Annotated in this window: 26 protein-coding genes; 14 read left to right on the forward strand and 12 right to left on the reverse strand. The window is 32.6% G+C overall.

Features of this window, described 5'->3' with window-relative positions; translation table 11 throughout:
* Positions 1-59: 59 nt before the first annotated feature.
* The 4 genes from JC605_RS06780 to JC605_RS06795 form a co-directional block, all read right to left on the reverse strand.
* The gene (locus tag JC605_RS06780; RefSeq protein ID WP_198855451.1) at positions 60-1,139 is read right to left on the reverse strand and encodes a glycosyltransferase; all 1,080 of its coding nucleotides are present in this window, start codon (positions 1,137-1,139) and stop codon (positions 60-62) included.
* Positions 1,140-1,616: 477 nt separating this feature from the next.
* Positions 1,617-2,192: a hypothetical protein gene (locus tag JC605_RS06785; protein ID WP_198855452.1), complete on the reverse strand. Its 576-nt coding sequence runs from the start codon at positions 2,190-2,192 to the stop codon at positions 1,617-1,619.
* 63 nt (positions 2,193-2,255) lie between these two features.
* Positions 2,256-5,690: a hypothetical protein gene (locus tag JC605_RS06790; RefSeq protein WP_198855453.1), complete on the reverse strand. Its 3,435-nt coding sequence runs from the start codon at positions 5,688-5,690 to the stop codon at positions 2,256-2,258.
* Between the two features lie 98 nt (positions 5,691-5,788).
* Positions 5,789-6,016: a hypothetical protein gene (locus JC605_RS06795; RefSeq protein ID WP_198855454.1), complete on the reverse strand. Its 228-nt coding sequence runs from the start codon at positions 6,014-6,016 to the stop codon at positions 5,789-5,791.
* A 92-nt stretch (positions 6,017-6,108) separates the two neighbouring features.
* Here JC605_RS06795 and JC605_RS06800 point away from each other — a divergent pair, with 92 nt between their 5' ends.
* Positions 6,109-7,167 carry an AraC family transcriptional regulator gene (locus tag JC605_RS06800; RefSeq protein WP_198855455.1) on the forward strand — a complete coding sequence of 353 codons (1,059 nt, stop codon included), beginning with the start codon at positions 6,109-6,111 and terminating at the stop codon, positions 7,165-7,167.
* A 116-nt stretch (positions 7,168-7,283) separates the two neighbouring features.
* Entirely contained in the window at positions 7,284-9,542 is a 2,259-nt protein-coding gene (locus JC605_RS06805) for a TonB-dependent receptor domain-containing protein (protein ID WP_198855456.1), read from the forward strand.
* Positions 9,543-9,546: 4 nt separating this feature from the next.
* On the opposite strand, the gene JC605_RS06810 is transcribed toward JC605_RS06805, so the two are convergent.
* From JC605_RS06810 to JC605_RS06825, 4 genes are all read right to left on the reverse strand, one after another.
* Positions 9,547-9,771, reverse strand: a complete 225-nt coding sequence (locus JC605_RS06810) for a DUF5808 domain-containing protein (RefSeq protein ID WP_198855457.1) — start codon at positions 9,769-9,771, stop codon at positions 9,547-9,549.
* 2 nt (positions 9,772-9,773) lie between these two features.
* On the reverse strand, positions 9,774-9,995 hold the full coding sequence (locus JC605_RS06815) for a hypothetical protein (protein WP_198855458.1): 222 nt from the start codon (positions 9,993-9,995) through the stop codon (positions 9,774-9,776).
* Positions 9,996-10,143: 148 nt separating this feature from the next.
* Positions 10,144-11,403 carry an aspartate kinase gene (locus JC605_RS06820; protein WP_198855459.1) on the reverse strand — a complete coding sequence of 420 codons (1,260 nt, stop codon included), beginning with the start codon at positions 11,401-11,403 and terminating at the stop codon, positions 10,144-10,146.
* A gap of 139 nt (positions 11,404-11,542) precedes the next feature.
* A complete protein-coding gene (locus JC605_RS06825; protein WP_198855460.1) occupies positions 11,543-12,031 on the reverse strand; it encodes a GNAT family N-acetyltransferase in 489 nt (162 codons plus the stop codon).
* A 171-nt stretch (positions 12,032-12,202) separates the two neighbouring features.
* Between JC605_RS06825 and fbp the strand changes: the two genes are divergently transcribed.
* The 3 genes from fbp to JC605_RS06840 all read left to right on the forward strand — a co-directional run bounded on the left by fbp (position 12,203) and on the right by JC605_RS06840 (position 14,420).
* Positions 12,203-13,210 (forward strand): class 1 fructose-bisphosphatase, encoded by a 1,008-nt coding sequence (fbp, locus tag JC605_RS06830; protein WP_198855461.1) that lies wholly within the window; start codon positions 12,203-12,205, stop codon positions 13,208-13,210.
* A 31-nt stretch (positions 13,211-13,241) separates the two neighbouring features.
* Positions 13,242-13,745, forward strand: coding sequence for a hypothetical protein (locus tag JC605_RS06835; protein WP_198855462.1), 504 nt, complete (start codon positions 13,242-13,244; stop codon positions 13,743-13,745).
* Between the two features lie 258 nt (positions 13,746-14,003).
* Positions 14,004-14,420 carry a hypothetical protein gene (locus tag JC605_RS06840; protein WP_198855463.1) on the forward strand — a complete coding sequence of 139 codons (417 nt, stop codon included), beginning with the start codon at positions 14,004-14,006 and terminating at the stop codon, positions 14,418-14,420.
* 78 nt (positions 14,421-14,498) lie between these two features.
* On the opposite strand, the gene JC605_RS06845 is transcribed toward JC605_RS06840, so the two are convergent.
* Positions 14,499-14,930, reverse strand: coding sequence for a TerB family tellurite resistance protein (locus JC605_RS06845; protein ID WP_198855464.1), 432 nt, complete (start codon positions 14,928-14,930; stop codon positions 14,499-14,501).
* Between the two features lie 168 nt (positions 14,931-15,098).
* Between JC605_RS06845 and JC605_RS06850 the strand changes: the two genes are divergently transcribed.
* The 6 genes from JC605_RS06850 to JC605_RS06875 all read left to right on the forward strand — a co-directional run bounded on the left by JC605_RS06850 (position 15,099) and on the right by JC605_RS06875 (position 19,186).
* The gene (locus JC605_RS06850) at positions 15,099-15,692 is read left to right on the forward strand and encodes a HupE/UreJ family protein (RefSeq protein ID WP_057115093.1); all 594 of its coding nucleotides are present in this window, start codon (positions 15,099-15,101) and stop codon (positions 15,690-15,692) included.
* Positions 15,693-15,697: 5 nt separating this feature from the next.
* On the forward strand, positions 15,698-16,129 hold the full coding sequence (locus tag JC605_RS06855) for a dCMP deaminase family protein (RefSeq protein WP_198855465.1): 432 nt from the start codon (positions 15,698-15,700) through the stop codon (positions 16,127-16,129).
* The gene (locus tag JC605_RS06860; RefSeq protein ID WP_198855466.1) at positions 16,129-17,706 is read left to right on the forward strand and encodes a S41 family peptidase; all 1,578 of its coding nucleotides are present in this window, start codon (positions 16,129-16,131) and stop codon (positions 17,704-17,706) included. Before JC605_RS06855 ends, JC605_RS06860 begins: the two co-directional genes overlap by 1 nt.
* Positions 17,707-17,723: 17 nt before the next feature.
* Entirely contained in the window at positions 17,724-18,089 is a 366-nt protein-coding gene (locus JC605_RS06865) for a nuclear transport factor 2 family protein (RefSeq protein ID WP_198855467.1), read from the forward strand.
* A 129-nt stretch (positions 18,090-18,218) separates the two neighbouring features.
* Complete coding sequence (locus tag JC605_RS06870) at positions 18,219-18,536, forward strand: hypothetical protein (RefSeq protein WP_198855468.1); 318 nt, start codon at positions 18,219-18,221, stop codon at positions 18,534-18,536.
* Between the two features lie 35 nt (positions 18,537-18,571).
* Entirely contained in the window at positions 18,572-19,186 is a 615-nt protein-coding gene (locus JC605_RS06875; protein WP_198855469.1) for a hypothetical protein, read from the forward strand.
* 5 nt (positions 19,187-19,191) lie between these two features.
* On the opposite strand, the gene JC605_RS06880 is transcribed toward JC605_RS06875, so the two are convergent.
* The 3 genes from JC605_RS06880 to JC605_RS06890 form a co-directional block, all read right to left on the reverse strand.
* Positions 19,192-19,797 (reverse strand): FAD-dependent oxidoreductase, encoded by a 606-nt coding sequence (locus JC605_RS06880; protein ID WP_198855536.1) that lies wholly within the window; start codon positions 19,795-19,797, stop codon positions 19,192-19,194.
* A gap of 1 nt (position 19,798) precedes the next feature.
* Positions 19,799-20,002: a hypothetical protein gene (locus JC605_RS06885; RefSeq protein ID WP_095928256.1), complete on the reverse strand. Its 204-nt coding sequence runs from the start codon at positions 20,000-20,002 to the stop codon at positions 19,799-19,801.
* Positions 20,003-20,108: 106 nt separating this feature from the next.
* A complete protein-coding gene (locus tag JC605_RS06890; RefSeq protein ID WP_008465051.1) occupies positions 20,109-20,687 on the reverse strand; it encodes a MarC family protein in 579 nt (192 codons plus the stop codon).
* 321 nt (positions 20,688-21,008) lie between these two features.
* Between JC605_RS06890 and JC605_RS06895 the strand changes: the two genes are divergently transcribed.
* The 3 genes from JC605_RS06895 to JC605_RS06905 all read left to right on the forward strand — a co-directional run bounded on the left by JC605_RS06895 (position 21,009) and on the right by JC605_RS06905 (position 25,550).
* Positions 21,009-21,578, forward strand: a complete 570-nt coding sequence (locus JC605_RS06895) for a DUF3109 family protein (RefSeq protein WP_198855470.1) — start codon at positions 21,009-21,011, stop codon at positions 21,576-21,578.
* 338 nt (positions 21,579-21,916) lie between these two features.
* Positions 21,917-22,894 carry a ribonucleotide-diphosphate reductase subunit beta gene (locus tag JC605_RS06900; RefSeq protein WP_198855471.1) on the forward strand — a complete coding sequence of 326 codons (978 nt, stop codon included), beginning with the start codon at positions 21,917-21,919 and terminating at the stop codon, positions 22,892-22,894.
* 262 nt (positions 22,895-23,156) lie between these two features.
* Positions 23,157-25,550 carry a ribonucleoside-diphosphate reductase subunit alpha gene (locus tag JC605_RS06905; RefSeq protein WP_198855472.1) on the forward strand — a complete coding sequence of 798 codons (2,394 nt, stop codon included), beginning with the start codon at positions 23,157-23,159 and terminating at the stop codon, positions 25,548-25,550.
* The last annotated feature ends 255 nt before the right edge of the window (positions 25,551-25,805 follow it).

The raw sequence follows: 25,805 nt of genomic DNA on the forward strand, positions 1-25,805 counted from the left end.
TAACTGGAGGTTTTTTTATAGCGAAAAACAACTTATTAATCCGTTTTATCAGCGTGCAATTATACAGTTTTGTCTTCAAAAACCTTAAACAGAGAATCCCAGTCAATGTTGTTTTCAAATTGAGTTAATCCTTTAAACGACTTTACTTTTGATAAATCTTCAATACTAAAGTCGTCTTGCATTGCATAAGGCACAAGATTTTCTTCCTGAAGTTTTATGGCTAGATATTCCTGTTCATATTGACCAGGTGTCGGAATAAAAAAAGCTTTTTTGCCTAGTTTTGCCAAATCCATTACAGTTGTATATCCGGAACGGCATAAAACAAATTCACTTTCATTAAAAGTCTGTTCTAACTGTTTAGAATTCATAAAATTATAATAGGTAACATTTCCTGATTCTCTTTTAGTCTGTGTTTTTTCTACAACACCTTGTACAAAAACAACTTTTCCAGGATAATTTGCAGCTTCTTTTTGCAGTTTTTCATCCAAGAAAGTACGTTGCGGTTCTGGTCCAGACAATATAATCATTAAATCATATATTTTTGGAGTATCCTTTTTCTTCATTCGGCTTAACGGACCGATATATTTTAGATTTAGTTCATTCGATTTTAAATGACCTAAATCTCCTGTCAAGTTTATTTTTTCATTAGTATCGGGAACCCAGCATTCATTATATTTTTTAATGAAATACTGATGGCATTTACTTGTAAACCAAGTTGTATTTCCTGTCATTACATTCAGTTGATGCGTAATAAAAACAGAAGGCACTTTCTTGCTGACAACTCCTAATCTATTGTCTGAGATGATGCCGTCAATACCATGTTTTTTAATCCAATGATTGATCATTTTTTTCTCATCCAAAACGGCAGTAATCATTTTTGGAAGATTTTTGATCAGCTTCCATTTAAAGTTTTTACCATTCTTTGCATATTCAATATGATAAGAAGGCAATTCTAAAGTTTGTATATAAGGAAATTCTTTTCGCAATAAAGACAATGCAATTCCGTCTGAAGCAATAATAGGAATGTAATTATTCTCTTGAAGCGCTTTGATAATAGGAATGCATCTAGTGGCATGTCCAAGTCCCCAATTTAATGGAGCAATTAAAATAGTTTTATTCGCAGAATAATCTATGCTCATTTTTAACACGTTTTAAAAACGAAGATAGACAAATATGTTTTTTATGTTATTTCGAGGGTATTACTAAATTATTAATTTAAGGTTCTAAGATTAAGGTTCTAAGATTAAGGTTCTAAGGTGCTGAGGAACTAAGGCTCTAAGGTTTGTTGGTTTGAATTAAAAGAGGTTATCTCAAAAATACAGCCATTTTGAGTTAATAGAATATTTATAAAATTTTTATATCGACAAGCCCCAGCGGGGCGGCATATTTATAGAAATTCAATTGCGAAAAGACAAAGAGCTCCGGCGGAGCGACATATTTTTCGCAATAAAATATGTCGCTCCGCCGAAGCTTTATATATAAATGTTCATTATTTGCTACAAATATTTCGCTTCTCCGAAGCTTACAAAAAGAAGAAGCTGTCCAAAAGAACAGCTTCTCAAAGTCTCGTATTAAAACCTTAGCACCTCAGAACCTTAGTCCCTAAGCACCTTTATTTAATCCTGAATATACGTTTTATTACCATTTTTGTTAATGTAGTATTTACCGCCTCTTGGTCCAGTATATACTTTTTTACCATTGTATTCGCCAGTAACTTTATCTGGAACAGCAGGTGCTTTTTCGTTAGTTTCCTTTAAAGTCTTAGTTGCCGATTTTTTAGCAGCTGTGGCATCTTTCTTAGCAGCGTCAGCTTTTGCAGTAGAGCTTTTTGCATCGGCTTTAGCTTTATCTGCGCTTGTTTTTGCTTTGTCAGCAGTGCTTTTCGCTTTGTCAGATTCTATAGTAGCTTTTTTTGCATCAGCTTTAGCTTTTGTAGCTTGTTTGTCTGCTGTCTTTTTTGCTGCGTCTGCAGTTTCTTTCTTTGCTTTAGACGAAGCTGCTTTTGCATCGTCAGCAGCTTTTTTAGATTTTGTGGCTTCTTTTTTGGCATCAGCCGAAGCTTTGTCTGCAGTTGTTTTTGCTTTTTTTGCTGAAGCTTCTGTTTTACTTTTTGTAGTTTTTGCAGTTGTTTCTTGTGCATAAAAATTAGAAGAGAAAACAACCATTAAACAGAACAATACTAATTTTTTCATAGGGTTAGATATTTAAATTTCAATTAAAATTAAGCAATTTATTGTCATCTTTTTCGCAACCAATTAAAAATATGCACGGAGCTGAACATTTCCTGTATGAATGGTAGATCCAGTATCGCTTTTGCGTCCTTGATAATTTAAATTAACATCCAAAAAAGACGTAATGTTCTTTTGTAGAAGAAGTTTCCAAACCAAATTTGATCCTGCTTGAAGCCCTTCCAGCATCTGAAAACCTACTGACGAAAACTCGTTTCCATTAAATTTATTTTCATAAAAAGAAAATTCGCCATTTACGGTTACTTTCCTTTCACCTGCATAAGAAAAAGAAGTTCCGATTCTGTTTTGGTCCAAAGTTTCGAAATTTCCAATTTGGTTTTTCTTGCTTTGAAGTTCATAAAAGAAATCCAATTTGGTGTTTTTAGAAAATAAATAACTCACTTTGGGCGCCAATTGCCAACCTTGAATATCATAGTTTTTCTCTGTAAAATCTTTAGAAACCAAATCGGTTTTTATGGTTTTGGTAAAGAAATTAAACAGCCAGCTTTTTTGATATAAATGTGTGTATTGAATTTGATGCGAATAATTCTGGACGTTTTGTGAGCCGATAGAAAGTAAACTTTTGCCTTTGTTTACCAAATAAGAATACGTGACAGAATGTTTTTGCTTGCCTCGATTGTAAAATAAACTGTTTCTAAAACTCGAATTCAGTCCTAAAATATTTTCTTCTGAGGAATTAAACGGATTAAGTTCTAGTTTTTCGCCTTCGCTTTTTACCTTTCGATCCATTATAAAAGAAGTCTGATTATAGAAATAAGACAACAGTTTTTTGAAACCTTTTTCATTTTGCCACTGTAGCGGATTCAAGGTTAATGATTGCGAAAACTTGTTTTGATTGGTTTTAATATAAATTTGATTCGGCAAAAAGACTCTCACATATCTCGCTTGGTCTTGGTAAACGGCAATTTCAAACTCTTCCAATTCCTGAATTCCGTTTCCGTTATAATCGTTCCAAGTGTAAACTCCTTGTCCAGTTGGAACTTCTACGTATGTAAATTCTTGTTGTGCAATAGTTCCAGAACTCGTTTCGTAAGTCGTTCCAATTTGCATGAGCTGATTAAAAAAACGATCATTGTATAAAATCCTTGAATTTAATGACGGTTCATTCTGTCTGGATTCATCTGTAAAATCTAAATTTCGATAACTCGCATAAACCGCTAAATCGGTTTTTTTGTTCTGAATCAATTTGGACTTTAAATAATAAGTCTGTGAATTATTAACATGTTGCAATAATCCGTTTTGCAAACTATCGTTGCGTCTTTGGAGAAAACCAACTTCCACGAAAACTTTAGTGCTGTCGCCACGTCCTGTAAAAAATCCATATTCTGAAAATCTTTGGCTTAACGCCGAAAACTGATTGGTGATTTTATCTTTTTGTTGATTGTCTTCTAGTTGCATACTTCCTCCAACCCAATTTTTGCCAAAATGATATTTGGTTCTAGTTTGGTTTCTAATGAATTTTGAAGTCGAAGATGTAGCATCAGTATTAAGGAAACTTCCGCTGTTCTCAACTGTCCAATTTTTCAATTTGAATAAAGCATTTGTCGTATGTCTAACGCCAGAATAGCTTTCGCTAAAATCCAATTTTTCGAATTGATATGTCAATAAACCAATATTTGAAGTTTTATTTTTAGAGAATAAATCAAAATTTAAACCTGTAACCAAAAGACTTTGATTGCCCAAAAGTGTTCCCGTTAAATTCCAATCGCGATTAAACTCAATATTATACAAACGCTCAACCGATTTAAAATTTTGCTGCACGTATTGATAATTCGCGAAAGCATCTAAACTCCAACTTTTAGAGAAAAGACGTTTTTTAAGATTGGTTTTAAAAGCAATTCCTTCGTTATTAGAATCATCAATATCAGAAAATAAATTTTGGTCATTGTTGCTTACAGCCAATTCAAAGTCAACCAATGTTTTCTCATTAGGATTGTACTTTCCTAAAAATGTTGCCACTTGTAGTTTTATTGGCGCAACAAGCTGTACGATTGGTTCGTAATTTCCTTGAAGAACACCGTTTATTGGTTCGACATATTGATAAATACGCTCAACAGAATTATTGTTCTGAATAATATAATTTCCTGCATTTGCACCAACTTGACTAAACCTAACGTTATACAAAACATCCGCCGGATTGTTAGAATATTCATAAACTTCGACCGAATTGACGAGTATTTTTTTGTATAAAATTTTATTGTCGGCATAAGTATCTTCATAAGCAGAAGGTGCTTTCATCAAATTGACATCATCGCCCGCCTGACTCAAAATCTGAACTTGTTCTGGAGATAGATTTTGCTGTAAAGGCTGATTTTTCATGTCATTTTCTGAATATAAATAACCGCCAAAACTCCAATTTTTATTTTCGTGAGTTGCACCAGCGTAAGTGACTAATCGGTTGTAATTTCGTTCAGAATATTGGTATTCGACATTGATACGCATTTCGGAAGTAATGGTAAAAAGCGAAGTAAAGACAATTTCTCCAGCATTATAATCAATCACATAATCATTGTTTTCTCCTCTTTTTAATAAAACGCCATTTACATAAACTCGCTCCGAACCCGAAATTACCAAAACATACAATTCGCCATTCTGACCTTTTAATTTATACGGACCTTGATTTCCTTCTTGACCTGTAAAAGTACTTTTGGCATATTGGCCTTTTACAAAAGCGACCGAAGCAAAAACATTAGTTTTGCTTGTTTCGGTATCAAAATCAAAGTTGGCAGAAAGTCCTTGAACTTTTTTATTGAAACTTAAAAATTGTGTTTTTCTATTTTCTAAAAAAACATCGCCGGCGCGAATGTTCCAATCATTGCTGAATAGTTCAATGAAAATATTATCAAACTGATCCAGTTTTTGCGAATAACCGCCATCTTGCAACGGAATATTATTGTCTTGGAGTGAAGCTCTTAAACTTACCTTATCTGAAAGTTTTCCTGTAATTTGTAAATCTAAATTGGAGTTTAAAACTGTACTCTGATTATTGCCAATTGTAACACCGCGGGTAATACTTCCAGAAGTTTCTAGACCGTCAAAAGGTGTTACTTTTTTGCCATTTGAGTTATTATCTATTCGGTAAAGTTTTTCTGTTCCGACATCGCCACTTACAATCTGATCCGATTTATAAAGACTGTATTCTTTGGTTAAGAAATCGGGATAATTAAGATAGTTGACAATTAAAGTATCTGAAACCGATGGATATTTTTCATTTAAAAGCAAATATCCTTTTTGAAAATCGACTTTATAAAAAGTTGAATCGATCGGTTCGTTTTTAGTATTTAGAATTTGAAAAAATCCAGAGTTGATGGCTACTTTTTCAAGCCGAATAGTATCTTTTGAAACAATTACTTTTTTTGTTTTGTACAGTGATTCGGTTTCTTGAGCCTGAAGCGCAGAAAACCAGAAGAAAACCGTCAAAAACAGTAATTTTTTCAACATAAATACTTTAACTCTAAAAAGTCAAAAGTAGTATTTATAATTGGGAATTGTTGTGTCGGAAAATGTAGTTTTAGAGATGAGAAAAGAAGCGCCAATTCTTATTTTGCATATTTAATGAAAAGTAGAATTATTAAGGCTAAAAACGCGATAATTACAATAAAAATAGGATTTGCGTAATTGGCATGCCATCCAAATTCCTTTATTCGTTTTGGAAAATAAGATCTTTTATCTTTCGGATTATAATAAAACATTCCCCAAATCCAATTATTGGGGTCATTTTCCCATCGGTTTTTAGTTTCTTCGCTTGGGTCGTTAATGTTTTTCATAATTTTTGGAATTATTTGGCTATTATAAAGTTAATTAATTTCCATTTAAAAATAATATTTTAGCTTTGTTTAGGATATAATCAATTTAAATTATGGATACTAGTAAAGAACTTTTATTCTTTTTTAGTGCTTTGGGAGCTTTCAATGGAATTATTCTCGGGATTTATTTTTTCTTTTTTACCAAGAAAAAATACCTGACGAATTATTTTTTGGGTGCGCTTTTATTTGCGCTAAGTATTCGAATTGCAAAATCTGTATTTGTTTATTTTCATCCAGAATTGCCAAAAATGTATCTCCAATTCGGACTTACAGCTTGTTTTTTTATCGGGCCATGTTTGTATTATTTCATCAAATCGGCAGTAGATGAAGTACAGATTATGCCCAAATCATGGAAATTTATATTGGCATTTTGGGGAACTTTAATCATTGCTGTTGGTATTTTGTATCCGTATGAAGTATATCCGAAATTTTGGAGTGGCTATTTTATAAGAATCATTTATTTTCAGTGGTTTGTTTACATTGCATTTGCTGGCTACGAACTTCGCGGTGTGCTGAAAAAAATCTTGAACAGAAAAGAAAAAAATACTCCAGCCGAAATATGGTTTTCAATGCTTTATTTTGGGAATTTTCTCTTATTCCTATTTTATTTCTTGGCTATTATGGGAGCTTCTGCAGCAACTTACATAAGCGGTGCAGTGGTTTTTTCATTTATTTTATATTTAGGAATTTCGATTCTTTTGTACAGAAAAAAAACAGACGATTTATTTTTATTAAATGGAAAGATTTCCAATAAAAAAATAGAGGCAACAGAAGCAACAATATGGTTAGAAAAACTAGAAAATGCGATGTTTGAAAAAAGTTTGTATAAAAATCCAAACTTAACGCTTCAAGATTTGTCTAAAGAAATTAATATTTCAAGTCATCAGCTATCGCAGTTTTTGAATAACAATTTAGGAAAGAATTTTACCAGTTTTGTAAACGAATTTAGAATCAATGAAGCTTGTAGAATAATTACTTCTACAGATAAATTAACACTAGAATCTGTTGGTTACGATGTTGGTTTTAATTCTAAATCGACCTTTTTTGCCGCTTTCAAAAAACATACTGGTACAACGCCTCTTAATTACCAAATTCAGGCTTTGCAGTCATGAAATAGAGTGTGAATTTATAAATTCGTACTCCCGATTTCGCTTTTTACAATCTCATTTATTGATTTTCGGATGACTTTTGTTTCAAATAAAAGTCAAACCTTTAATTATTAAAGTTTATGAGATTTCTAAAATTGGTTATCCTTTATGTTTTTTTTCTGATTTTTTCATCAATAGAAATAAAAGCGCAACGCATAAAAAATGTTAAAGATAAAAGCTATTATAGTGATGATGTAATCCTTGGGAAAAAACTATTAAAGTCTGCTCAAGATACTATAATTGTTAAAGAAAAGGAGAAAGAGAAAGAAAAAGAGCAAAATGAGTTAAATGAAGTAGTTATAAAAAATCAGACTTCATTGCTAAAATACAGATCAAACGGAAATATTGATGTCAACGTAAACGGAACTGTTCTGGCAACAAGCAGTTCGGTAAGCGAATTGCTTGGAAGAGTGTCCAATGTTGTGGTTGCCGACGGAGAAATCAGCGTTGTTGGAAAAGGTGAAGCCATTATTTATCTCAACGGAGTTTTGATAAATTATGAGCGCTTTGCAGCAATTCCGGTTTCGCAGATTCAAAAGATTGAAGTCATTTCCAATCCTTCTGCTAGATACGATGCAGAAGGAAAAGCGGTTATCAATATTATTACCAAACAAAACATTGAAAGTGGCATGATGGGCGCTGTCAATCAGCACGTCACAATTTCTAAATTTGGAGGAACGCTTTATAACACGCTTTTAGATTTTAATTATTCTAAAGGAAAATTTTCTTTTGTAACCAATTACGGTTTGCAGTTAGGAAGAAATCGCGAATTGCTGTACACAACGAGAACGCGTCCAGATCCTGATGATTTTATGAAATCGGAATTGGCAACCGACTGGAAAAGGAGATTTAATAATTTTTCTAATTTCGGATTCGGACTTCAGTATACTTTTTCTCCAAACAACTATATTTCATTGGCTTATAGTGGCAATGTGAATGATTTGGGCGGAATTACAGAAAGTAGAAATTCTATAACCAACAATTCAGGAAAAAGTTTTTATGCCACAGATGTTGACCGAAATGATGTTTTATTAAATCAGTTCATCAATTTGAATTATAATTTGACAACCAGCAAAGGCTCAACACTATTTATTGGATCGCAATTTTCAAATTACAATCAAACTATAAGAGATTTTATCGATGAAAATAGTGAGATTGAGGAAACAAATGCCGAAAGATATTTAAAGAATAATGTTGGGAGCCGAATTAATATAATTGCAGTTCAAGCCGATTATTCGAAGAAAATAAATGAAAAAACAAAATTAGAAATAGGAGCAAAGTTTAGTCGCGCGACGATAAACTCAGGAACAGATTTTTTGATTTCTGATGATGAAATAAATTTTGAGCTAGACGATGAGCTTTCGAGTGATTTTGAATACAATGAAAAAATTGCTGCTGCGTACTTAAATTATATCGGGACATTGAATGAAAAGGTTAATTTTTCGCTTGGTGTAAGAGGAGAAAAAACAAGTTATGATTTGTTTACAGATGCCAACGGAACTCAGAAATTTGATAAATCGTACAGCAATTTTTTTCCAAATGCACTTTTAAATTTTAATCTTTCAGAAGATTGGAAAGGGCATTTTTCATATGTTTCCAGAATTACAAGACCTAGATATCAGGCTTTAAATCCGTATGTAATTTATCAAGATCCTTTTACGACGATTGAAGGAAATCCGAATTTGCTTCCAGAAAAAACACATGCTTTTGAAATAGGTATGATGTACAAAAAGTTCGATTTTAAAGTTGGGTACACTTATAAAATTGATCCCATTTCGGCAGCCGCTTTACGCGGAGACACGCCAAATAGCTATATTTTAAGGGCATTGAATCTCGAAAAAGGACATACTTTTTTCGCCTCACTTTCTAGAGCTTTCAATATTAAATGGTGGAATTCTGTTAATACAGCTAGCATTACATGGCAGAAATCGGTAGATAATTTTTATGCATTTGCTTTTAGTCCTGTAGAGCCTCAAATTTATTTATATACTAATAATACATTTACGATTCTTAAACTTTTTAAACTCCAACTTTTGGCTTGGTATTTAAGTGATAGAAGCTATGGGTTAGGAAACGAAAATGGCCGTTCGACTATAACTTTAGGAATAGAGAGAAACTTTTTTAAAGATGCATTAAAACTCAATTTTACAGCAAACGACATCTTTCATAAGTTTATGGTTTCTGGCGATTATAATGTCGGACAAACGCAAATTTATTATCATCGAACGTATAGTACAGATTATTTTAAACTAATTGCAACATACAATTTCGGAGATTCAAAAAAGACAACGTATAAAAAAACAGAAGTTGAACAGTCAGAAAATAGTAGGACGAGGTAATATATTATTTGATGCTTTCTGATAAAATCATTAAAACAAGAATAAGCACAGCGCAAAGAAAAACCGAATTAGGATTTGCAAAATTAATAGTCCATCCTAGTCCTTTAATTTTCTTTGGAGGAAACATTCTTGCATCTTTTGGGTTATAGTAAAACATTCCCCAAACCCAATTATCGGGATCGTTATGCCAACTGTTTTTTTCTTCCTCGGTGGGCTTTTGATTTTCCATCGTTAAGAATTATTGGGAATACTGCTATTGCTTGTTCGCTTTTCCTTTTTTAACTGTATGTAACTGATGAGAATTGCAAGTGTAGATAAAAAAGGCCCAATTACCAATCTAAAATCAGAGTAAGAGATGTCTTTTATTTCTTTTGTAAGCAGCGGACTTAAAGTTATGCCAATGTATAAAACATCAAAGATAATAATAGTGAATAAAATGTTTTTTCTGCTCATTTTGAGTTCTTTAGTAGGAAGAGTAAATGTAATCAAAAAATAGAGAAAAAACAGAGAAAATTCTTTCATAATAAAAAAGGCCTCACTTAATCAGTGAAGCCTTATCAATAATTTTTGAATTGAAATAATTACCTTTTATAAAGCAATATTAGTTTAATTCTTTAGTCACAATTTGCATTGTTTCGCGGCTAACTTGTTTCAATAAAACCTCTTTGTTAGCTTCAACAGTTTGCGCAGCCTCTTCTGTAAAGTGACGGATTGTATATAAAGTTACATTTTCGCTGTATTCTACTTTGAATTTTTTAGAAAGAATAGCATTCAATTCTGGGAAATTTCCAAATTTATCTTCCACACAAACAGAGAAACTAATTGCAGAGTTCTGAATCAAGTTTACTTTGATTTTAAATTCGTGGAATAGACCAAAAATCTCACTGATGTTTTCTTCCATAATGAAAGAGAAATCAATTGATGAAAGTGAAATTAAAAGCTGTTCTCTTTTTACGATAAAACATGGATATTGCGGTTCCAAATCAACTCCTTTAGAAACACAAGTTCCTTTTAATAACGGGTTGATAAAAGATTTTACGTACAACGGAATTTCTTTTTTCTGTAAGGGCTGTAATGTTTTTGGGTGAATAACCGTTGCTCCGTAAAAAGCTAATTCGATTGCTTCGCGGTATGAAATCTGGTTTAACAAACTTGCATTTTCAAAATAACGCGGATCGGCATTCATAACTCCAGGAACGTCTTTCCAGATTGTTACACTTTCTGCATTTAAGCAGTAAGCAAAAATTCCAGCAGTATAATCAGAACCTTCACGGCCAAGAGTCGTTGTGAAATTATTTTCATCAGCACCTAAGAAACCTTGTGTAATATTTAATTGTTTTCTAGGTACATTTTTACTGATGTTTTGTTGCGTAGTTTCCCAATCAACTTCTGCATCTCTATAATTTGCATTCGTTTTAATGAAATTGCGAACATCAAGCCATTGCGTTTGAATTCCTCTGAAATTCATATAATGGCTTAAGATATTAGTCGAAATCAATTCACCAAAACTTACCACTTGATCGTAAACAAAGTTGTAATTTGGAGATTTATTATGAGCTAAAAAGTATTCCAACTCAGCAAACTGTGCATTTACAGCATTGAAAACGGAATGATTTTCATCTTCAAACAAATCTAATAAGATCTGATTGTGGTATTTTTTAATTTCTTGTACAGAAGCATTTAATTCTGTCGATTTTTCAAAGTAATTCTTGATTACAACTTCAAGAGCATTTGTTGTTTTTCCCATAGCTGAAACTACAAGAATCACATCTTCATAACCTACTTTCTGTAAAACGTCATATACGTTTTTAATTCCATCTGCATCTTTTACCGATGCACCACCAAATTTAAATACTCTCATTTTTTAATTAATAGATTTTTAGATTTTAGATTTCAGATTCAAACAGAAACCTAGTATTTTGTTTTTTCTGCCACTAATTCCGCAAATTTCCACAAATTTAATTCGTGCTAATTCGTGAAATTAGTGGCAAACTATTTTTTTATAATTTTTCTAAGAACAAATTAACTCCTGCTTCATCCATTTGTACAACTTGCCAGTCTTCTAGAATTCTTGCGCCAGAATTCTTGTAAAAATTAACCGCTGGTGTATTCCATGCCAAAACATTCCATTCCACTCTTCTTACATTATCTCTTCTTCCTTGTTTCATGATTTCGGCATAAAGAGCAGAACCTAAACCAGTGCCTCGCATCTTTTCTTTTACAATCAAATCTTCAAGATGAATTGTCTTTCCTTTCCAAGTCGAATAGCGATAATAATATAAAGCAATTCCAACAATTTCCTTTTGTTTTTCTTCGTTTTCGATCTCTGCTACAAAAACATGAAATAATGGTTTTTCTCCAAAGCCGTCTCGCACTAAATCCTCTTCTGTAATGACAACCGCATCGGGTTCTTTTTCGAATATAGCCAGCTCCTGAATAAGCCCTAACACCGATTTCATATCTTCAGGATTTCCTTTTCTAATATTCATATATTCCTATTTTTAACTATTTAATATCTAAAAAAGCCTCATTTTAAGTAGTGCTTTTTGCAGATTATTAGCAAATATACAATAGTAGCAAACTAACAAAATAATTTTTAAATCATTCTCACAAAATAAGCGATATTTGTGACTTAAAAATAAAACTATAACGATTTAGAAATGGAAGAACGCAATAAAACACTGGGAGAGTTTATTATTGAGAACCAAAAAGCATTTCAGTATTCGTCGGGAGAACTCTCGCGAATTATCAACTCTATTCGATTGGCAGCAAAAGTTGTCAACCATAAAGTAAACCAAGCGGGTTTAGTAGATATTGTGGGAGCCGCAGGCGAACAGAATATTCAAGGAGAAGACCAGCAAAAATTAGATGTCTATGCAAACGAAGTATTTATCCAGACGTTAATAAACCGTGAGATTGTCTGTGGTATTGCTTCTGAAGAAAACGACGATTTTATTACTGTTCAGGGGAGCGACAACAGTCATAATAATAAGTACGTGATCTTAATGGATCCGCTTGACGGATCTTCAAACATTGATGTAAATGTTTCTGTAGGAACTATCTTTTCTGTTTTCAGAAGAGTAACTCCAATAGGAACTCCGGTAACTAGCGAGGATTTTTTACAACCGGGAATCAATCAAGTTGCAGCAGGCTATGTAATTTATGGAACTTCAACGATGTTGGTTTATACTACTGGACATGGCGTGAATGGTTTTACGTTAAATCCAGCGATAGGTACATTTTATCTTTCGCACCCAAACATGAAATTTCCAGAAAACGGAAATATCTATTCAGTAAACGAAGGAAATTATGTTCATTTTCCGCAGGGAGTAAAAAATTATATTAAATACTGCCAGCGCGAAGAAGGAGATAGACCTTATACTTCAAGGTATATAGGAAGTTTGGTAGCCGATTTTCATCGAAATATGATAAAAGGCGGAGTTTATATTTATCCGACAAGTTCAAAAGCGCCAAAAGGAAAATTACGTTTGTTGTACGAATGTAATCCGATGGCATTTTTAGCAGAACAGGCGGGAGGAAAAGCAACAGATGGTTTTGGAAGAATTTTAGAAATTCAACCAACCGAATTGCATCAAAGAGTTCCTTTCTTCTGCGGAAGCTATAATATGGTAGAAAAAGCCGAGGAATTTATGGCTGAAGCGAATTAAGTATAATTGAAAAACGAAAAATAAATACTTTATGAAAAAAACATTATTATTTAGCTTCTTGGTGCTTTTTATATCCTGTAATGATTTGCCAAAAGATGCAGCAATTCAGAATATAATTAAAACTAAAATAGCTCAAGAATCTTTTGATAATGTAGAATTAGTAGATTTTAATATAGTTCGTGGTGTAGAAAATACATCTTTTGGACATACTTATGATGTTGAATTTACGGGAAAAGTAAAATATTTAAGTCCTGGTTATGTTAGAAACGCAGCCTTACAGGGAACAAATGCAAATGAAATGAATTTTTTAATTGTTGTTGAAAAAGTCAGTGAATCCAATAATATGCTTTATGATTATTTAAAAGTAAAAACGGGTATGATTAAAGAGATTACTGGTTCAATACAATTTATTAAAGGTGCAGATTTATTTGATAAAAGTACTTACTCGAAACCTGATGTTTGGGATCTAAATGTGGATCAAAATTATGGAATGAGCTTAAGAGAAATTAAAAACATAAATGGTTATAAACGTTAAAACGAAGAAAACACGAGACTAACTAAGTATTTTGTTTTTAATCACATTTTTCATGCAAACCCGACAGATTTTTAAAACCTGTCGGGTTTTGTTTTGAGTTAAATTTTAAAGCTTTAATTATGAAATGGTTAACTGTTGCCGAATGCTGAAAGCTAAAAAATAACACGCAACCATTTTTTATTTAATATATCTTATAAGTGAATTATTTTTTCTGAGAAAAATTTGATTAAATTTAACCGACAAACTAAAACCAGTATTATGAAATTAAAATTAATTTTTGGACTCTTATTAAGTGTAATGTTTTTGCCACTTGCTTCTTGTGATAGTGATAAAAATGGACCTAATATTGAAGGAAAATGGGATGACAATATCAAGCTTTCGCAAAAAACAGCCAACTTTAGTTCTGAAAGTAATTCTGTAACTATTACTTCAGAATATGATGGCTGGTGGTTGAATGGTATTGCACTAAATAAAGTGGGGGTTGACTTGAGTAATATTAATAAGATTTCAAAAGACTTTGTTGTTACAAATTCTGAATTTCAAGTAGAGAGAAAGGATGGAAAAACGATTATTATTACAATGAATAAAAATGCAACAAATGCAGAAAGAGTTCTTTCTATTAGCCTCCAAAATGGAGATTTTTTTAATAGCATAAATGTCGTTCAAGCAAAATAAACGATCTAAAAAAAAAGGAAACCCGATAAAATCAATTATCGGGTTTCTTTTTTTTTAATTAATTCTTAAAGAAGAATATTATTTATGCATATGTTGCATTTCATAGATAAAAGTATCTGCATCCACTTTTTTGTCAACCAATGACAATGCTTTTGCAATAATGTAATCTACGTTGCTTGGTGTAAATCCAAGGGCAACACTTATCTTTTTTAGAAGCACTTCTTGTTTATCTTCAAGATGGTGATCAACATGAACCATTCTTGTTAAATCATATAAACGCTCTAAACGTTGAACGTAAGAATACGGTGGATTGATCGGATATTTTAAAGGATCGCTAAGAATTTCTTCGTATTCCGATTCTGTAATTTCTAAACGAGCAGCAAGTTTGTCTAAAAAGGCTTTTTCTTCTGGATATACAACTCCATCTGCTAGTGCTACACGTACGATAGCAGAAAAGTGTCCTTTATTTCTTTGCTTGAATTCGCTATCAAATAATTCTGAAAATGACATAATTAAAAGTATTTTTGTTAAACAAAGATAAATTTTATTTTAATTTAACAATTTTAAAATTCTCATAAATTTAACTTTTCTTTATTGAAGGATTTGGCGTCTCGAATATTTAAGTTTGAAAATTAATCGTAAGTTTACAACCCCTAATTATTTAATTGCAATACACCTATGTCACAATTTTGGATTTATTTTCAAATAGGATTAAAACACGTTTTAGATATCAATGCTTACGATCACGTTCTTTTTTTAATCGCCTTAACCGTTCCGTATTTATTTAAAGACTGGAAAAGGATTTTTTTATTGGTTTCTCTTTTTACAATTGGTCATACCTTGGCTTTAATTCTTTCTGTTTACGGAATAATTGCCATAAAAGTAAATATTGTAGAATTCTTGATTCCGATTACAATTCTCGTAACAGCTCTTTATCATTTATTTACAGCAGGAAAGACCTCAAAAAATGATGGCGTAAATCTGGTATTTTTCATAACTTTATTCTTTGGAATTATTCACGGACTAGGTTTTTCTAATTATTTCAAAACAATTTTAGGAGGTTCTGCAACCTCAAAATTGTTACCTTTGGGAGAGTTTGCCTTAGGAATAGAAGCTGCTCAACTAGTAGTAGTTTTTGTTGTTCTGGTAATTTCATATATAGTGCAGACTGTTTTTCGTTTTTCAAAACGCGACTGGGCACTTGTAATGTCGGCTTTTATTATTGGAGTTGTAATTCCGATGATTATTGAAAGCCCAATTTGGAACAGATAAATTAAATGGAAGTAAAAAAACGGAATAAATACGATAAAGCATATCTGAGAATTGCAAAAGAGTGGAGTTTGCTTTCTTATTGTAAACGTAAACAAGTTGGTGCTATTATCGTAAAAGACAGAATGATCATTTCTGATGGTTACAATGGTACGCCATCTGGATTTGAAAATTGCTGCGAAGATGAAGACGGATTAACCCGCTGGGATGTTTTACACGCCGAAGCAAATGCCATTCTAAAAGTAGCAAGATCGACTCAGTCTTGTGAAGGCTCAACACTGTATATTACGCTTTCGCCTTGCAAAGAATGCAGTAAATTAATACATCAGTCAGGAATAAAAAGAGTGGTGTACAAAGATGGATATCGTGACGATTCTGGAATTCAATTTTTAATAAAAGCAGGTGTAGAAGTAGAACATATTCCTGTTTTGGAAGAGTAATGAAATTTAATTCGAAATATTTGCCGATCGTAATAGGAGCAACTTTTGCCCTTGGAACAATTGCCGGAAGCCTTATGAATGCTCCTGCAAGCGACCAGCTTTTGGCTAAAAATTACTCTAAAACCAAGCTTAATAAACTTATTGATTTTATCAACACCGAATATGTTGATAGCGTCAATACCGATTCGATTGTAAACCTTACAGTCGATAATATTCTTTCTAAATTAGATCCGCATTCAGTTTATATTCCGCCAAGTGAACAGGCTGAGGTTGCCGAAAGTATGAAAGGAGATTTCGTCGGAATCGGAATCAATTTTTATATGTATAAAGATTCGGTAGCGATTATAAAGCCAGTCGAAAACGGTCCTTCAGCTAAAGCGGGAATAAAATCTGGCGATCGTATTTTATTTGCAGGAAAAACCAAATTATATGGCAGAAAACTGCCTTCTGATAGTTTGTTTTCTAAATTAAAAGGTCTTCAAGGTTCAGAAATTGAATTGACTGTTTTTAGAAAATCAGAACAAAAGAAATTAAAGTTTAAAGTAAAACGAGATATCATTCCGATTAAGAGTGTTGATGCTTCTTTGTTAGTTGGGGATAATGTAGGTTACATCAAAATAAACCGTTTTGCAGAAACTACTTTCAACGAGTTCAAAACAGGTTTAACGAGATTAAAACAAAAAGGAATTCAGTCCCTTGTAATTGACCTTCGCGACAATGGAGGCGGTTATATGGAAGAAGCAATTGCAATTGCAGATGAATTTTTGAAAGACAAACAATTAATCGTTTTTACAAAAAGCAAAAACGGTTCTACCGAAAAAACATACGCCACAAAAGCAGGAAGTTTTGAAACTGGAAAAGTGTATGTTTTAATTAATGAAAATAGTGCTTCTGCAAGCGAAATCTTAGCTGGAGCCATTCAAGATAATGACCGCGGAACAATTGTCGGAAGACGCTCTTTTGGAAAAGGTCTAGTTCAAAGAGAAATGGATTTCAATGACGGATCTGCAGTACGATTAACTGTAGCACGTTATTATACTCCGACAGGAAGATCCATTCAAAAGCCATATAAAAAAGGAAACGAAGAATATTTTAAAGAATCTGAATCTAGAATCGCAACAGGCGAATTGTATGCAAAAGATAGCATAAAAGTGGCCGATTCTTTAAAATTTAAAACTCCGAAAGGTAAAATTGTTTACGGTGGCGGCGGAATTGTTCCTGATGTTTTTGTTCCAATCGAAGCAGAGCACGGAAATGAAAATGTTGCTTATTTATTGCAAACAGGAATTGTTGGCCATTTTGTTTTTGAAGAATTAGACAAAAACAGAAATGCTTTTGCAGGAGATAGTTTTGCTGGATTTTTAGCTAAAATGAAAACTTCAGATGTGTATTTCAAAAAATTCAAGAATTATATCCTGATGACAGGTTTAGATTTGAAATTGGATAAAACGAAAGCGCTTGTGAACCGTTATATTACCGCTGAATTCGCCCGACAGCTGTATGGAGAATTGTATTATTATGATGTAATCTTAAAAGAAGATGCCATGATGAAAACAATTCTAGCTCCAAAGAAATAACTTCAATCTTTAATATCATGAAAATAGAAACCGTTGTTAATGCAGAAATCGAACTTCTAACTGCCATTAAAAAATCGGATGTTTTGGCTTTGGATACAATTCTTCATGATGATTTATTGTTCAACATGCCAGACGGACAAACCATCACTAAAGATTTCGATTTGCAGACCTACCGTTCTGGAAAGATTAAAATTGATTCTTTGGAAGGTTCTGATCAAATCGTTAATATAATTGGAGATTCGGCCGTCGTTACTGTTACAGTCGCATTAAATGGGTCTTATGATGGTAATCCGATTAACGGAGTTTTCAAATACATAAGGGTTTGGAAAAAAACAGGAAAAAATCTAAAGGTTATTGCGGGAAGCTGCGTCCAGCTGGCATAATTTTGAAATAATATGAAGCCACAGATTAAAAAGATTAACACAGATTATAAAATCCTTTTAATCTTTTTAATCTGTGGCTAAAGAAAAAATAGTAATCTTGGAGATTATTACACATTTAAATATTTAAAAATGAAAAATCTAAAAAGAATAAGTTTTCTAGTGCTTTTAATGACTTTTGTAATCTCTTGCACAACTATGAAAAACGATACAAATGCTGTAGTTTCAGGAAAAGTGGATGGTATAGAAGCTGGTAAAGACGGCTACACAGCCAAAATTACAACAGATGCTAAAGAAGTTTATTTTGCCACAATTAGCATTGTAAACGTTGGCGGACCTCAAAACTACAAACAATTAAAAATTGGCGATGTAGTATCTGTAAAAGGAGAAAAATGGAAAAGTGAGGACGAAAGTCACATTAAAGTAACAGAAATCGTTTCGGTTAAATAAAGATTTAATTTCATTAAAAGAAACTAGTTTAATATATGAAAAAACTTCTGATAGGTTTGATCTTTTTTTGTTTTGGATGCTCTTCAAGCCAAAAAGATATTAGAAGTATTGAGGTTATATGTTATAATTGGGATTTAAAGTACCCTACAGAATCTTTCAAAGGAAAATTTTACATTCAGCCAAAATTATATTCTATTCTAAATTTAAATGGAGAGAATCTAAGCTATGTGTGCGAATTCTCTCCAAATAAAACTGAAGTTTATTTTCATTCAAAGATTGATGTGAAACTAATAACTGATTTGGTAAAGTCTTTGCCTGAAATTGATAAAAGCAAAGTTCTTGTAAGCTCTTATAAGCAAGATGGTTGTATGGAAAGCTCTTCGATGTTTCGATTAAAAGTTGTTTATTCTAACAATGAAGAAAAGTATTATCAATATTATTTTCAAAACGGTAGCAATATAGATTCAGCTATAAAAAAAATATACGTTGCTTTAAAAATAAATCAGATTGACGGAAAATATGAGAAAATGAAAGACACTCTTTCTTTTGCTGAAAAAAAGAAAGCGATTATATCTTTTTCAATGCATAACGATACATTGGCAATGCCTTTACCAGGATTGCCAGTTTATAATAAAGTAAAATTCAAATAGTAATTTTATCGAATACTATCGTGAGCGTGAGTCTGCACACCGTTATTCCATAAAGTAAGAATATCTGTTGCTACAGCAGCGCCACTTCCGGCAGCAATTGCCAATTGACTTCTCCATCCAGCTAAAGTTCCGATTACATAAATGCCGTCAGCAACTTTATGATCTTCGTTTTTTAGTTGAATTCGTTGTTTTTCTGGAAGTGCTTTTTTGTGAGGTTCAATAAATTGCATTAAACCTTCAATGTCGAAAGTATTGGCTGAACCAATTCCGACTACGATATTTTTTGTTTTGTATGAATTCTTGTTGGTCACTACTGTAAATTCAGGATAACTGCCCTCAATTTTCATTACTTTCTCATTTGGAATTTGAGTAATATGCGGGTAAGTTGTTGCTAAATTCTGTGTACTTTCAGTTAGAAGCTCAGAACCTAATTTTCCTGGAGTAATTCCGTAAGCGTTGTAAAATATTGCCTCTTGTAAAGAAGAATTTTTCTGATGAGTAAAAATTCCTATTTTTTTGTCAGTAACAAAAGTTTTATTTTTTGCGGATCCTAAGACTAGAGCACAAGACATTCCAGATACTCCTCCGCCAATAATTAAAACATCAAACATATTATCTGTTGTCATTCATTTTTTCTTCAATTCTTTTCGAAATTCTAAAAATCAAAAGAATCAAAACAGCGCAAAATGAAGCGGCGATTCCAATAAAAGCTACCATACTATCTCCTTGAAAAGGGTTTTGAAAGTCTAATAGCGTAATATTAAAAACAATTAAAGCTAATGCCAAAAGCACTAAGATTGAAGTGAAAATTTTCATAAGGTTGTTTTGTTTTTGCCTAAAATAATAAAGTAAAACTTTATGGAGAAATTGCCTTAAAGTTGTATTTTAGAAATTTTACGGGGTAAATGTATAAAAATAAATTTTAGACAAACAAACCTTTAACATTAGCAGCGAATAATTTAACAGCAATTGCTAAAAGTATCACTCCAAATGTCTTGCGAACCACTCCAAGTCCGTTCTCTCCCAATAGATTTTCTATTTTTTTAGAAGACTTTAAAACGATGTATACCAAGATGATATTCAATACAATTGCAATGATGATATTAATAGTATGAAACTGAGATCGAAGTGATAATAAAGTTGTCATGGTTCCTGCTCCGGCAATTAAAGGAAAAGCCAATGGCACGATAGAAGCAGAACCTGGTTCTTCATCACGATAAATTCTGATTCCTAAAATCATTTCTAAAGCAAGAAAGAATAATACAAACGATCCTGCAACGGCAAACGAATGAACATCGATACCAATTAAATTTAGTAAACCTTCCCCAACAAAAAGAAAAACAATCATAATAGCTCCTGCTACAATAGAAGCTTTTTCAGATTCGATGTGTCCGACTTTAGCTCTTAAATTTACAATAATCGGAATTGAGCCAACAATATCAATTACGGCAAAAAGCACCATACTAACGGTAATGATTTCTTTAAAATCGATTTCTAACATATCGCTTTGATTTTTAGGGTTTAAAAAACTGCTGCAAAAGTAGTTAATAAAGTTAGGTGTTTTTTCGATACAATGTATTTTTGTTATAAAAACATGTTTTATTGGTTAAAAAAGTGATATTTGTAACAATTGATAATTTAACCGCAAAGATTCGCAAAGAAATTACGCAAAGTCCGCAAGGCTAAAAATTAATAATACTTTGCTCCCGTTAGTTATCGGGATTGCGTAATTCCCCTGCGTACTTTGCGGTTAAACATTTACAGTGTTTTATCTGTTTTCTTTGACTATCTTTGCGCTTTATAAATTACAGTATTTAATATCATGTTTCAGTTAGGTAAAACTATTATTTCAGAGGACATTCTGGAAAAAGAATTTGTGTGCAACTTGTCTGCTTGTAAAGGAGCTTGTTGTGTTGATGGAGATGCGGGGGCGCCTTTGAATGAGGCTGAAACCAAAATATTAGAAGAAATCTATCCAAAAGTGAAACCTTTTTTACGAAAAGAAGGAATTGAAGCAATCGAAGCTCAAGGAACTTGGGTAAAAGGAACTGATGGAGATCTTGAAACTCCGCTTATTGATAATAAGGATTGTGCGTATGTAATTTTTGACGGAAAAACTGCGTTATGCGGAATCGAGCAAGCATATAATCAAGGAGTAGTTGACTGGAAAAAACCTGTTTCTTGTCATTTATACCCAATTCGTGTAAAAGACTTCACAGAATTTGCAGCGGTAAATTACGATAAATGGGATATTTGCGATGACGCTTGTTCGTTAGGGAAAGAATTAGAAGTTCCGGTATACAAATTTGTGAAAGAGGCGCTTATTAGACGCTTTGGCGAAGATTGGTATTTGGAACTCGAAAAAGTAGCCGAAGAGCATAAAAATTCATAAAAAAAAACAGCCTATTTGATAGGCTTTTTTTATGCGCTTTTTTGACTCGAAAAAATAAAATTTTGACTCAAAAAAAACTTTTTAAAACTATTCAAAATTTCTTGTTTTTTATATTTAAAAGTCTATATTTTACGGGCTATGAGCTTTAATTATTTTGTATAAATAATTCATTTACAGTATTTTGATTATTGTATGAAAAATGTTTCAAAAAATTAACGTTGTTAAAAACTACAGCAAATTGTGAATAAGTTTGACTTTCATTTTTGGCGTTAATTGACAATCTTTGTAGTCTATTGAATTAGTAAAAAATTCGGTATAAAAATTAAATAAAAATTGTCATGTCTCAAGTAGAACCAATCTTACAAGAAAATAAAAATCGTTTCGTTATTTTTCCTATCAAACATCATGATATTTGGGAATGGTATAAAAAAATGGAAGCTAGTTTCTGGACTGCTGAAGAAATCGATTTGCACCAAGACTTGACAGATTGGAATAATAAACTTAATGACGACGAAAGATATTTCATTAAGCATATTTTGGCATTCTTTGCGGCTTCTGACGGAATCGTAAACGAAAATCTTGCTGAGAACTTTGTAAACGAAGTTCAATATGCTGAAGCTAAATTTTTCTATGGTTTCCAGATTATGATGGAAAACATTCATAGTGAAACATATTCTTTGTTAATTGACACATACGTTAAAGACGAAGCAGAAAAAACAGAATTGTTTAATGCTTTGGAAGTATTCCCAGCTATTGCAAAAAAAGGAGAATGGGCTTTAAAATGGATCGAATCAGATTCATTTGCTGAAAGGCTTATTGCTTTTGCTGCAGTTGAAGGAATCTTTTTCTCAGGCGCTTTCTGTTCAATTTATTGGTTGAAAAAACGTGGTTTAATGCCAGGTTTAACTTTCTCTAATGAGTTGATTTCTCGTGACGAAGGTGTACACTGTGATTTTGCAGTTCACTTGCATAATCACCATTTAGTAAACAAAGTTCCAAAAGAAAGAATTAAAGAAATTATCGTTGATGCTTTAGATATCGAAAGACAATTTGTTACAGAATCTCTTCCGGTAAGTTTAATTGGTATGAACGCTACTTTAATGACGCAATATTTAGAATTTGTTGCTGATAGATTATTAGTAGAATTAGGCTGCGAGCGTGTTTATGGATCAGCGAATCCGTTTGATTTCATGGACATGATTTCTCTTCAAGGAAAAACTAATTTCTTTGAAAAACGTGTTGCAGAGTATCAAAAGTCAGGTGTGATGAACAATGACAGCGATGCTCAAAAAATTTCATTCGATGCAGATTTTTAGACAACAAAAAATACTTTTAGCGTCTATCTTCTAGAGACGCTAAAAAAGATTACAGGAATATTTTAAGGTTGAATCTCTTTCCCCAAGTCGCAGGTTCAATAGCAATTTTTGACGCATTTAAATTCGATTTTCGAATTTGAAACGAGTAACTATTGAGAATTTGGTAATTCTCTAAAATTAATTTAAAAACACGCAATGTTTAAGTACTAGAGTTCGTTCTCTAGTTACTTTCATTTTTTCAATAACTATAAAAGGTAAGCTTATGTATGTAGTAAAAAGAGATGGCCACAGAGAGCCCGTAATGTTTGATAAGATTACAGAAAGAATCAAAAAATTGTGTTACGGCTTGAATGAGCTCGTAGATCCAGTAAAGGTAGCCATGAGAGTTATCGAAGGATTGTATGATGGGGTTTCGACTTCTGAATTGGATAATCTTGCAGCAGAAACAGCGGCTTCTATGACAATTGCGCATCCTGATTATGCTCAATTAGCAGCTCGTATAGCTATTTCTAATCTACATTCAAATACTAAAAAATCTTTCTCTGAAACGATGAAAGATATGTACGCATACGTTAACCCAAGAAATGGACAAGATGCACCATTAATTGCTGATGATGTTTACAAAGTAATTCAGGAAAATGCTGCTTTTTTAGATTCTCATATTATTTATACAAGAGATTTTAATTACGATTACTTTGGTTTCAAAACCTTAGAACGTTCTTATCTTCTTAAAATAAACGGAAAAATTGTTGAGCGTCCACAGCACATGTTAATGCGTGTTTCTGTCGGTATTCACTTAGACGATTTAAAATCGGTTATTGAAACTTACGACTTAATGTCTAAAAAGTTCTTTACGCACGCAACACCAACGTTGTTTAATGCAGGAACTCCAAAACCGCAAATGTCTTCTTGTTTCCTTTTAGCAATGCAAGATGATAGTATTGATGGTATTTATGATACATTAAAACAAACAGCAAAAATCTCGCAGTCAGCGGGAGGAATTGGACTTTCTATTCATAACGTTCGTGCAACTGGATCTTATATTCGTGGTACAAACGGAACTTCAAACGGAATTGTTCCAATGTTGAGAGTTTTCAACGATACGGCTCGTTACGTAGATCAAGGTGGTGGAAAACGTAAAGGAAGTTTTGCGATTTACATCGAAACTTGGCATGCTGATATTTTTGATTTCTTGGATTTGAAGAAAAATACAGGAAAAGAAGAAATGCGTGCGAGAGATTTATTCTTCGCAATGTGGACTTCAGATTTATTCATGAAACGTGTTCAGGAAGATTCAACTTGGACTTTAATGTGTCCTAACGAATGTCCAGGATTATATGATGTTTACGGAGAAGAATTCGAAGCATTATATACAGATTATGAATTTAGAGGAAAAGGTAGAAAAACAATCCGTGCTCGTGAATTATGGGAGAAAATCTTAGAATCTCAAATTGAGACAGGAACTCCTTATATGTTATATAAAGATGCGGCAAACCGTAAATCGAACCACAAGAATTTAGGAACAATTCGTTCTTCAAACTTGTGTACAGAGATTATGGAGTTTACATCTAAAGATGAAATTGCAGTTTGTAACTTGGCTTCTATCTCATTACCAATGTTTATTGATAATGGAGAATTTGATCACCAAGCACTTTACAATGTTACAAAACGTGTAACTCGTAACTTGAATAAAGTAATCGACAGAAACTATTATCCTGTAAAAGAAGCTGAAAATTCTAACATGCGTCACCGTCCAGTTGGTTTAGGTGTGCAAGGTTTAGCAGATGCTTTCATTATGCTGCGAATGCCGTTTACAAGTGATGAAGCTAAAAAACTGAACCAAGAGATTTTCGAAACTTTATACTTTGCTGCTGTAACCGCTTCTATGGAAATGGCAAAAGAAGAAGGTCCATATTCAACTTTCGAAGGTTCGCCAATGTCACAAGGAGAATTCCAACACAATATGTGGGGAATGAAAGATGAAGAATTGTCAGGCCGTTGGGACTGGGCTTCATTAAGAAAAGAAGTTGTAGAGCACGGAGTTCGTAACTCATTGTTAGTTGCGCCAATGCCAACTGCATCGACTTCTCAAATCTTAGGAAACAACGAAGCTTTCGAACCATATACATCAAACATTTACACACGTCGTGTATTGTCTGGAGAGTTCATCGTAGTGAACAAACATTTACTAGAAGATTTAGTAAAACTAGGTTTATGGAACGAAGATTTGAAACAAGAAATTATGCGTCATAACGGATCTGTTCAAAACATTGATAAGATTCCACAAGACTTAAAAGATCTTTACAAAACAGTTTGGGAAATGTCGATGAAAGATATTATCGACATGTCTCGTCAAAGAGGATATTTCATTGACCAGTCTCAATCGTTGAACTTGTTCATGCAAGACGCTAACTATTCTAAACTGACGTCAATGCACTTTTACGCTTGGCAATCTGGTTTAAAAACAGGAATGTATTACTTAAGAACAAAAGCGGCTGTAGATGCGATTAAATTCACATTAAACAACGATAAAAAAGAAGAGACAGCACCATCTTTAGTTCAGGAAACTGAGGCAATCAGCGTTGAGGATTACAAAGCGATGCTTTTAAAAGCACAAGCCGCAGATCCTGAAGATTGTGAAATGTGTGGGTCTTAATTTTAGATTTTTAATTTTTAATTTGATATACGAAAAGCAGTTATTGTAATGATAGCTGCTTTTTTTATAGCCACGAATTCACGAATTTTATTTGGAAAATCTGTGAAATTATATTTTATAATCATAATGATTTGAGTCAATTTGTGAATTCGTAGCAAAAAAAACTTAGACTCTCAGCATCTTAGAACCTCAGAAACTCATTTTAATATTCTCATTTTAAGCCGATTTTTTTATATTATCATACAAAACCTGCTA

Origin of the sequence: Flavobacterium sp. IB48 (assembly GCF_016405855.1) — a bacterium.
Lineage (GTDB): Bacteria > Bacteroidota > Bacteroidia > Flavobacteriales > Flavobacteriaceae > Flavobacterium > Flavobacterium ginsengisoli.

Excerpts from the sequence above, each read along its gene's own strand:
- JC605_RS06780 (WP_198855451.1), bottom strand. The coding sequence starts at position 1,139 with ATGAGCATAGATTATTCTGCGAATAAAACTATTTTAATTGCTCCATTA.
- JC605_RS06785 (WP_198855452.1), bottom strand. The coding sequence starts at position 2,192 with ATGAAAAAATTAGTATTGTTCTGTTTAATGGTTGTTTTCTCTTCTAAT.
- JC605_RS06790 (WP_198855453.1), bottom strand. The coding sequence starts at position 5,690 with ATGTTGAAAAAATTACTGTTTTTGACGGTTTTCTTCTGGTTTTCTGCG.
- JC605_RS06795 (WP_198855454.1), bottom strand. The coding sequence starts at position 6,016 with ATGAAAAACATTAACGACCCAAGCGAAGAAACTAAAAACCGATGGGAA.
- JC605_RS06800 (WP_198855455.1), top strand. The coding sequence starts at position 6,109 with ATGGATACTAGTAAAGAACTTTTATTCTTTTTTAGTGCTTTGGGAGCT.
- JC605_RS06805 (WP_198855456.1), top strand. The coding sequence starts at position 7,284 with ATGAGATTTCTAAAATTGGTTATCCTTTATGTTTTTTTTCTGATTTTT.
- JC605_RS06810 (WP_198855457.1), bottom strand. The coding sequence starts at position 9,771 with ATGGAAAATCAAAAGCCCACCGAGGAAGAAAAAAACAGTTGGCATAAC.
- JC605_RS06815 (WP_198855458.1), bottom strand. The coding sequence starts at position 9,995 with ATGAGCAGAAAAAACATTTTATTCACTATTATTATCTTTGATGTTTTA.
- JC605_RS06820 (WP_198855459.1), bottom strand. The coding sequence starts at position 11,403 with ATGAGAGTATTTAAATTTGGTGGTGCATCGGTAAAAGATGCAGATGGA.
- JC605_RS06825 (WP_198855460.1), bottom strand. The coding sequence starts at position 12,031 with ATGAATATTAGAAAAGGAAATCCTGAAGATATGAAATCGGTGTTAGGG.
- fbp (WP_198855461.1), top strand. The coding sequence starts at position 12,203 with ATGGAAGAACGCAATAAAACACTGGGAGAGTTTATTATTGAGAACCAA.
- JC605_RS06835 (WP_198855462.1), top strand. The coding sequence starts at position 13,242 with ATGAAAAAAACATTATTATTTAGCTTCTTGGTGCTTTTTATATCCTGT.
- JC605_RS06840 (WP_198855463.1), top strand. The coding sequence starts at position 14,004 with ATGAAATTAAAATTAATTTTTGGACTCTTATTAAGTGTAATGTTTTTG.
- JC605_RS06845 (WP_198855464.1), bottom strand. The coding sequence starts at position 14,930 with ATGTCATTTTCAGAATTATTTGATAGCGAATTCAAGCAAAGAAATAAA.
- JC605_RS06850 (WP_057115093.1), top strand. The coding sequence starts at position 15,099 with ATGTCACAATTTTGGATTTATTTTCAAATAGGATTAAAACACGTTTTA.
- JC605_RS06855 (WP_198855465.1), top strand. The coding sequence starts at position 15,698 with ATGGAAGTAAAAAAACGGAATAAATACGATAAAGCATATCTGAGAATT.
- JC605_RS06860 (WP_198855466.1), top strand. The coding sequence starts at position 16,129 with ATGAAATTTAATTCGAAATATTTGCCGATCGTAATAGGAGCAACTTTT.
- JC605_RS06865 (WP_198855467.1), top strand. The coding sequence starts at position 17,724 with ATGAAAATAGAAACCGTTGTTAATGCAGAAATCGAACTTCTAACTGCC.
- JC605_RS06870 (WP_198855468.1), top strand. The coding sequence starts at position 18,219 with ATGAAAAATCTAAAAAGAATAAGTTTTCTAGTGCTTTTAATGACTTTT.
- JC605_RS06875 (WP_198855469.1), top strand. The coding sequence starts at position 18,572 with ATGAAAAAACTTCTGATAGGTTTGATCTTTTTTTGTTTTGGATGCTCT.
- JC605_RS06880 (WP_198855536.1), bottom strand. The coding sequence starts at position 19,797 with ATGTTTGATGTTTTAATTATTGGCGGAGGAGTATCTGGAATGTCTTGT.
- JC605_RS06885 (WP_095928256.1), bottom strand. The coding sequence starts at position 20,002 with ATGAAAATTTTCACTTCAATCTTAGTGCTTTTGGCATTAGCTTTAATT.
- JC605_RS06890 (WP_008465051.1), bottom strand. The coding sequence starts at position 20,687 with ATGTTAGAAATCGATTTTAAAGAAATCATTACCGTTAGTATGGTGCTT.
- JC605_RS06895 (WP_198855470.1), top strand. The coding sequence starts at position 21,009 with ATGTTTCAGTTAGGTAAAACTATTATTTCAGAGGACATTCTGGAAAAA.
- JC605_RS06900 (WP_198855471.1), top strand. The coding sequence starts at position 21,917 with ATGTCTCAAGTAGAACCAATCTTACAAGAAAATAAAAATCGTTTCGTT.
- JC605_RS06905 (WP_198855472.1), top strand. The coding sequence starts at position 23,157 with ATGTATGTAGTAAAAAGAGATGGCCACAGAGAGCCCGTAATGTTTGAT.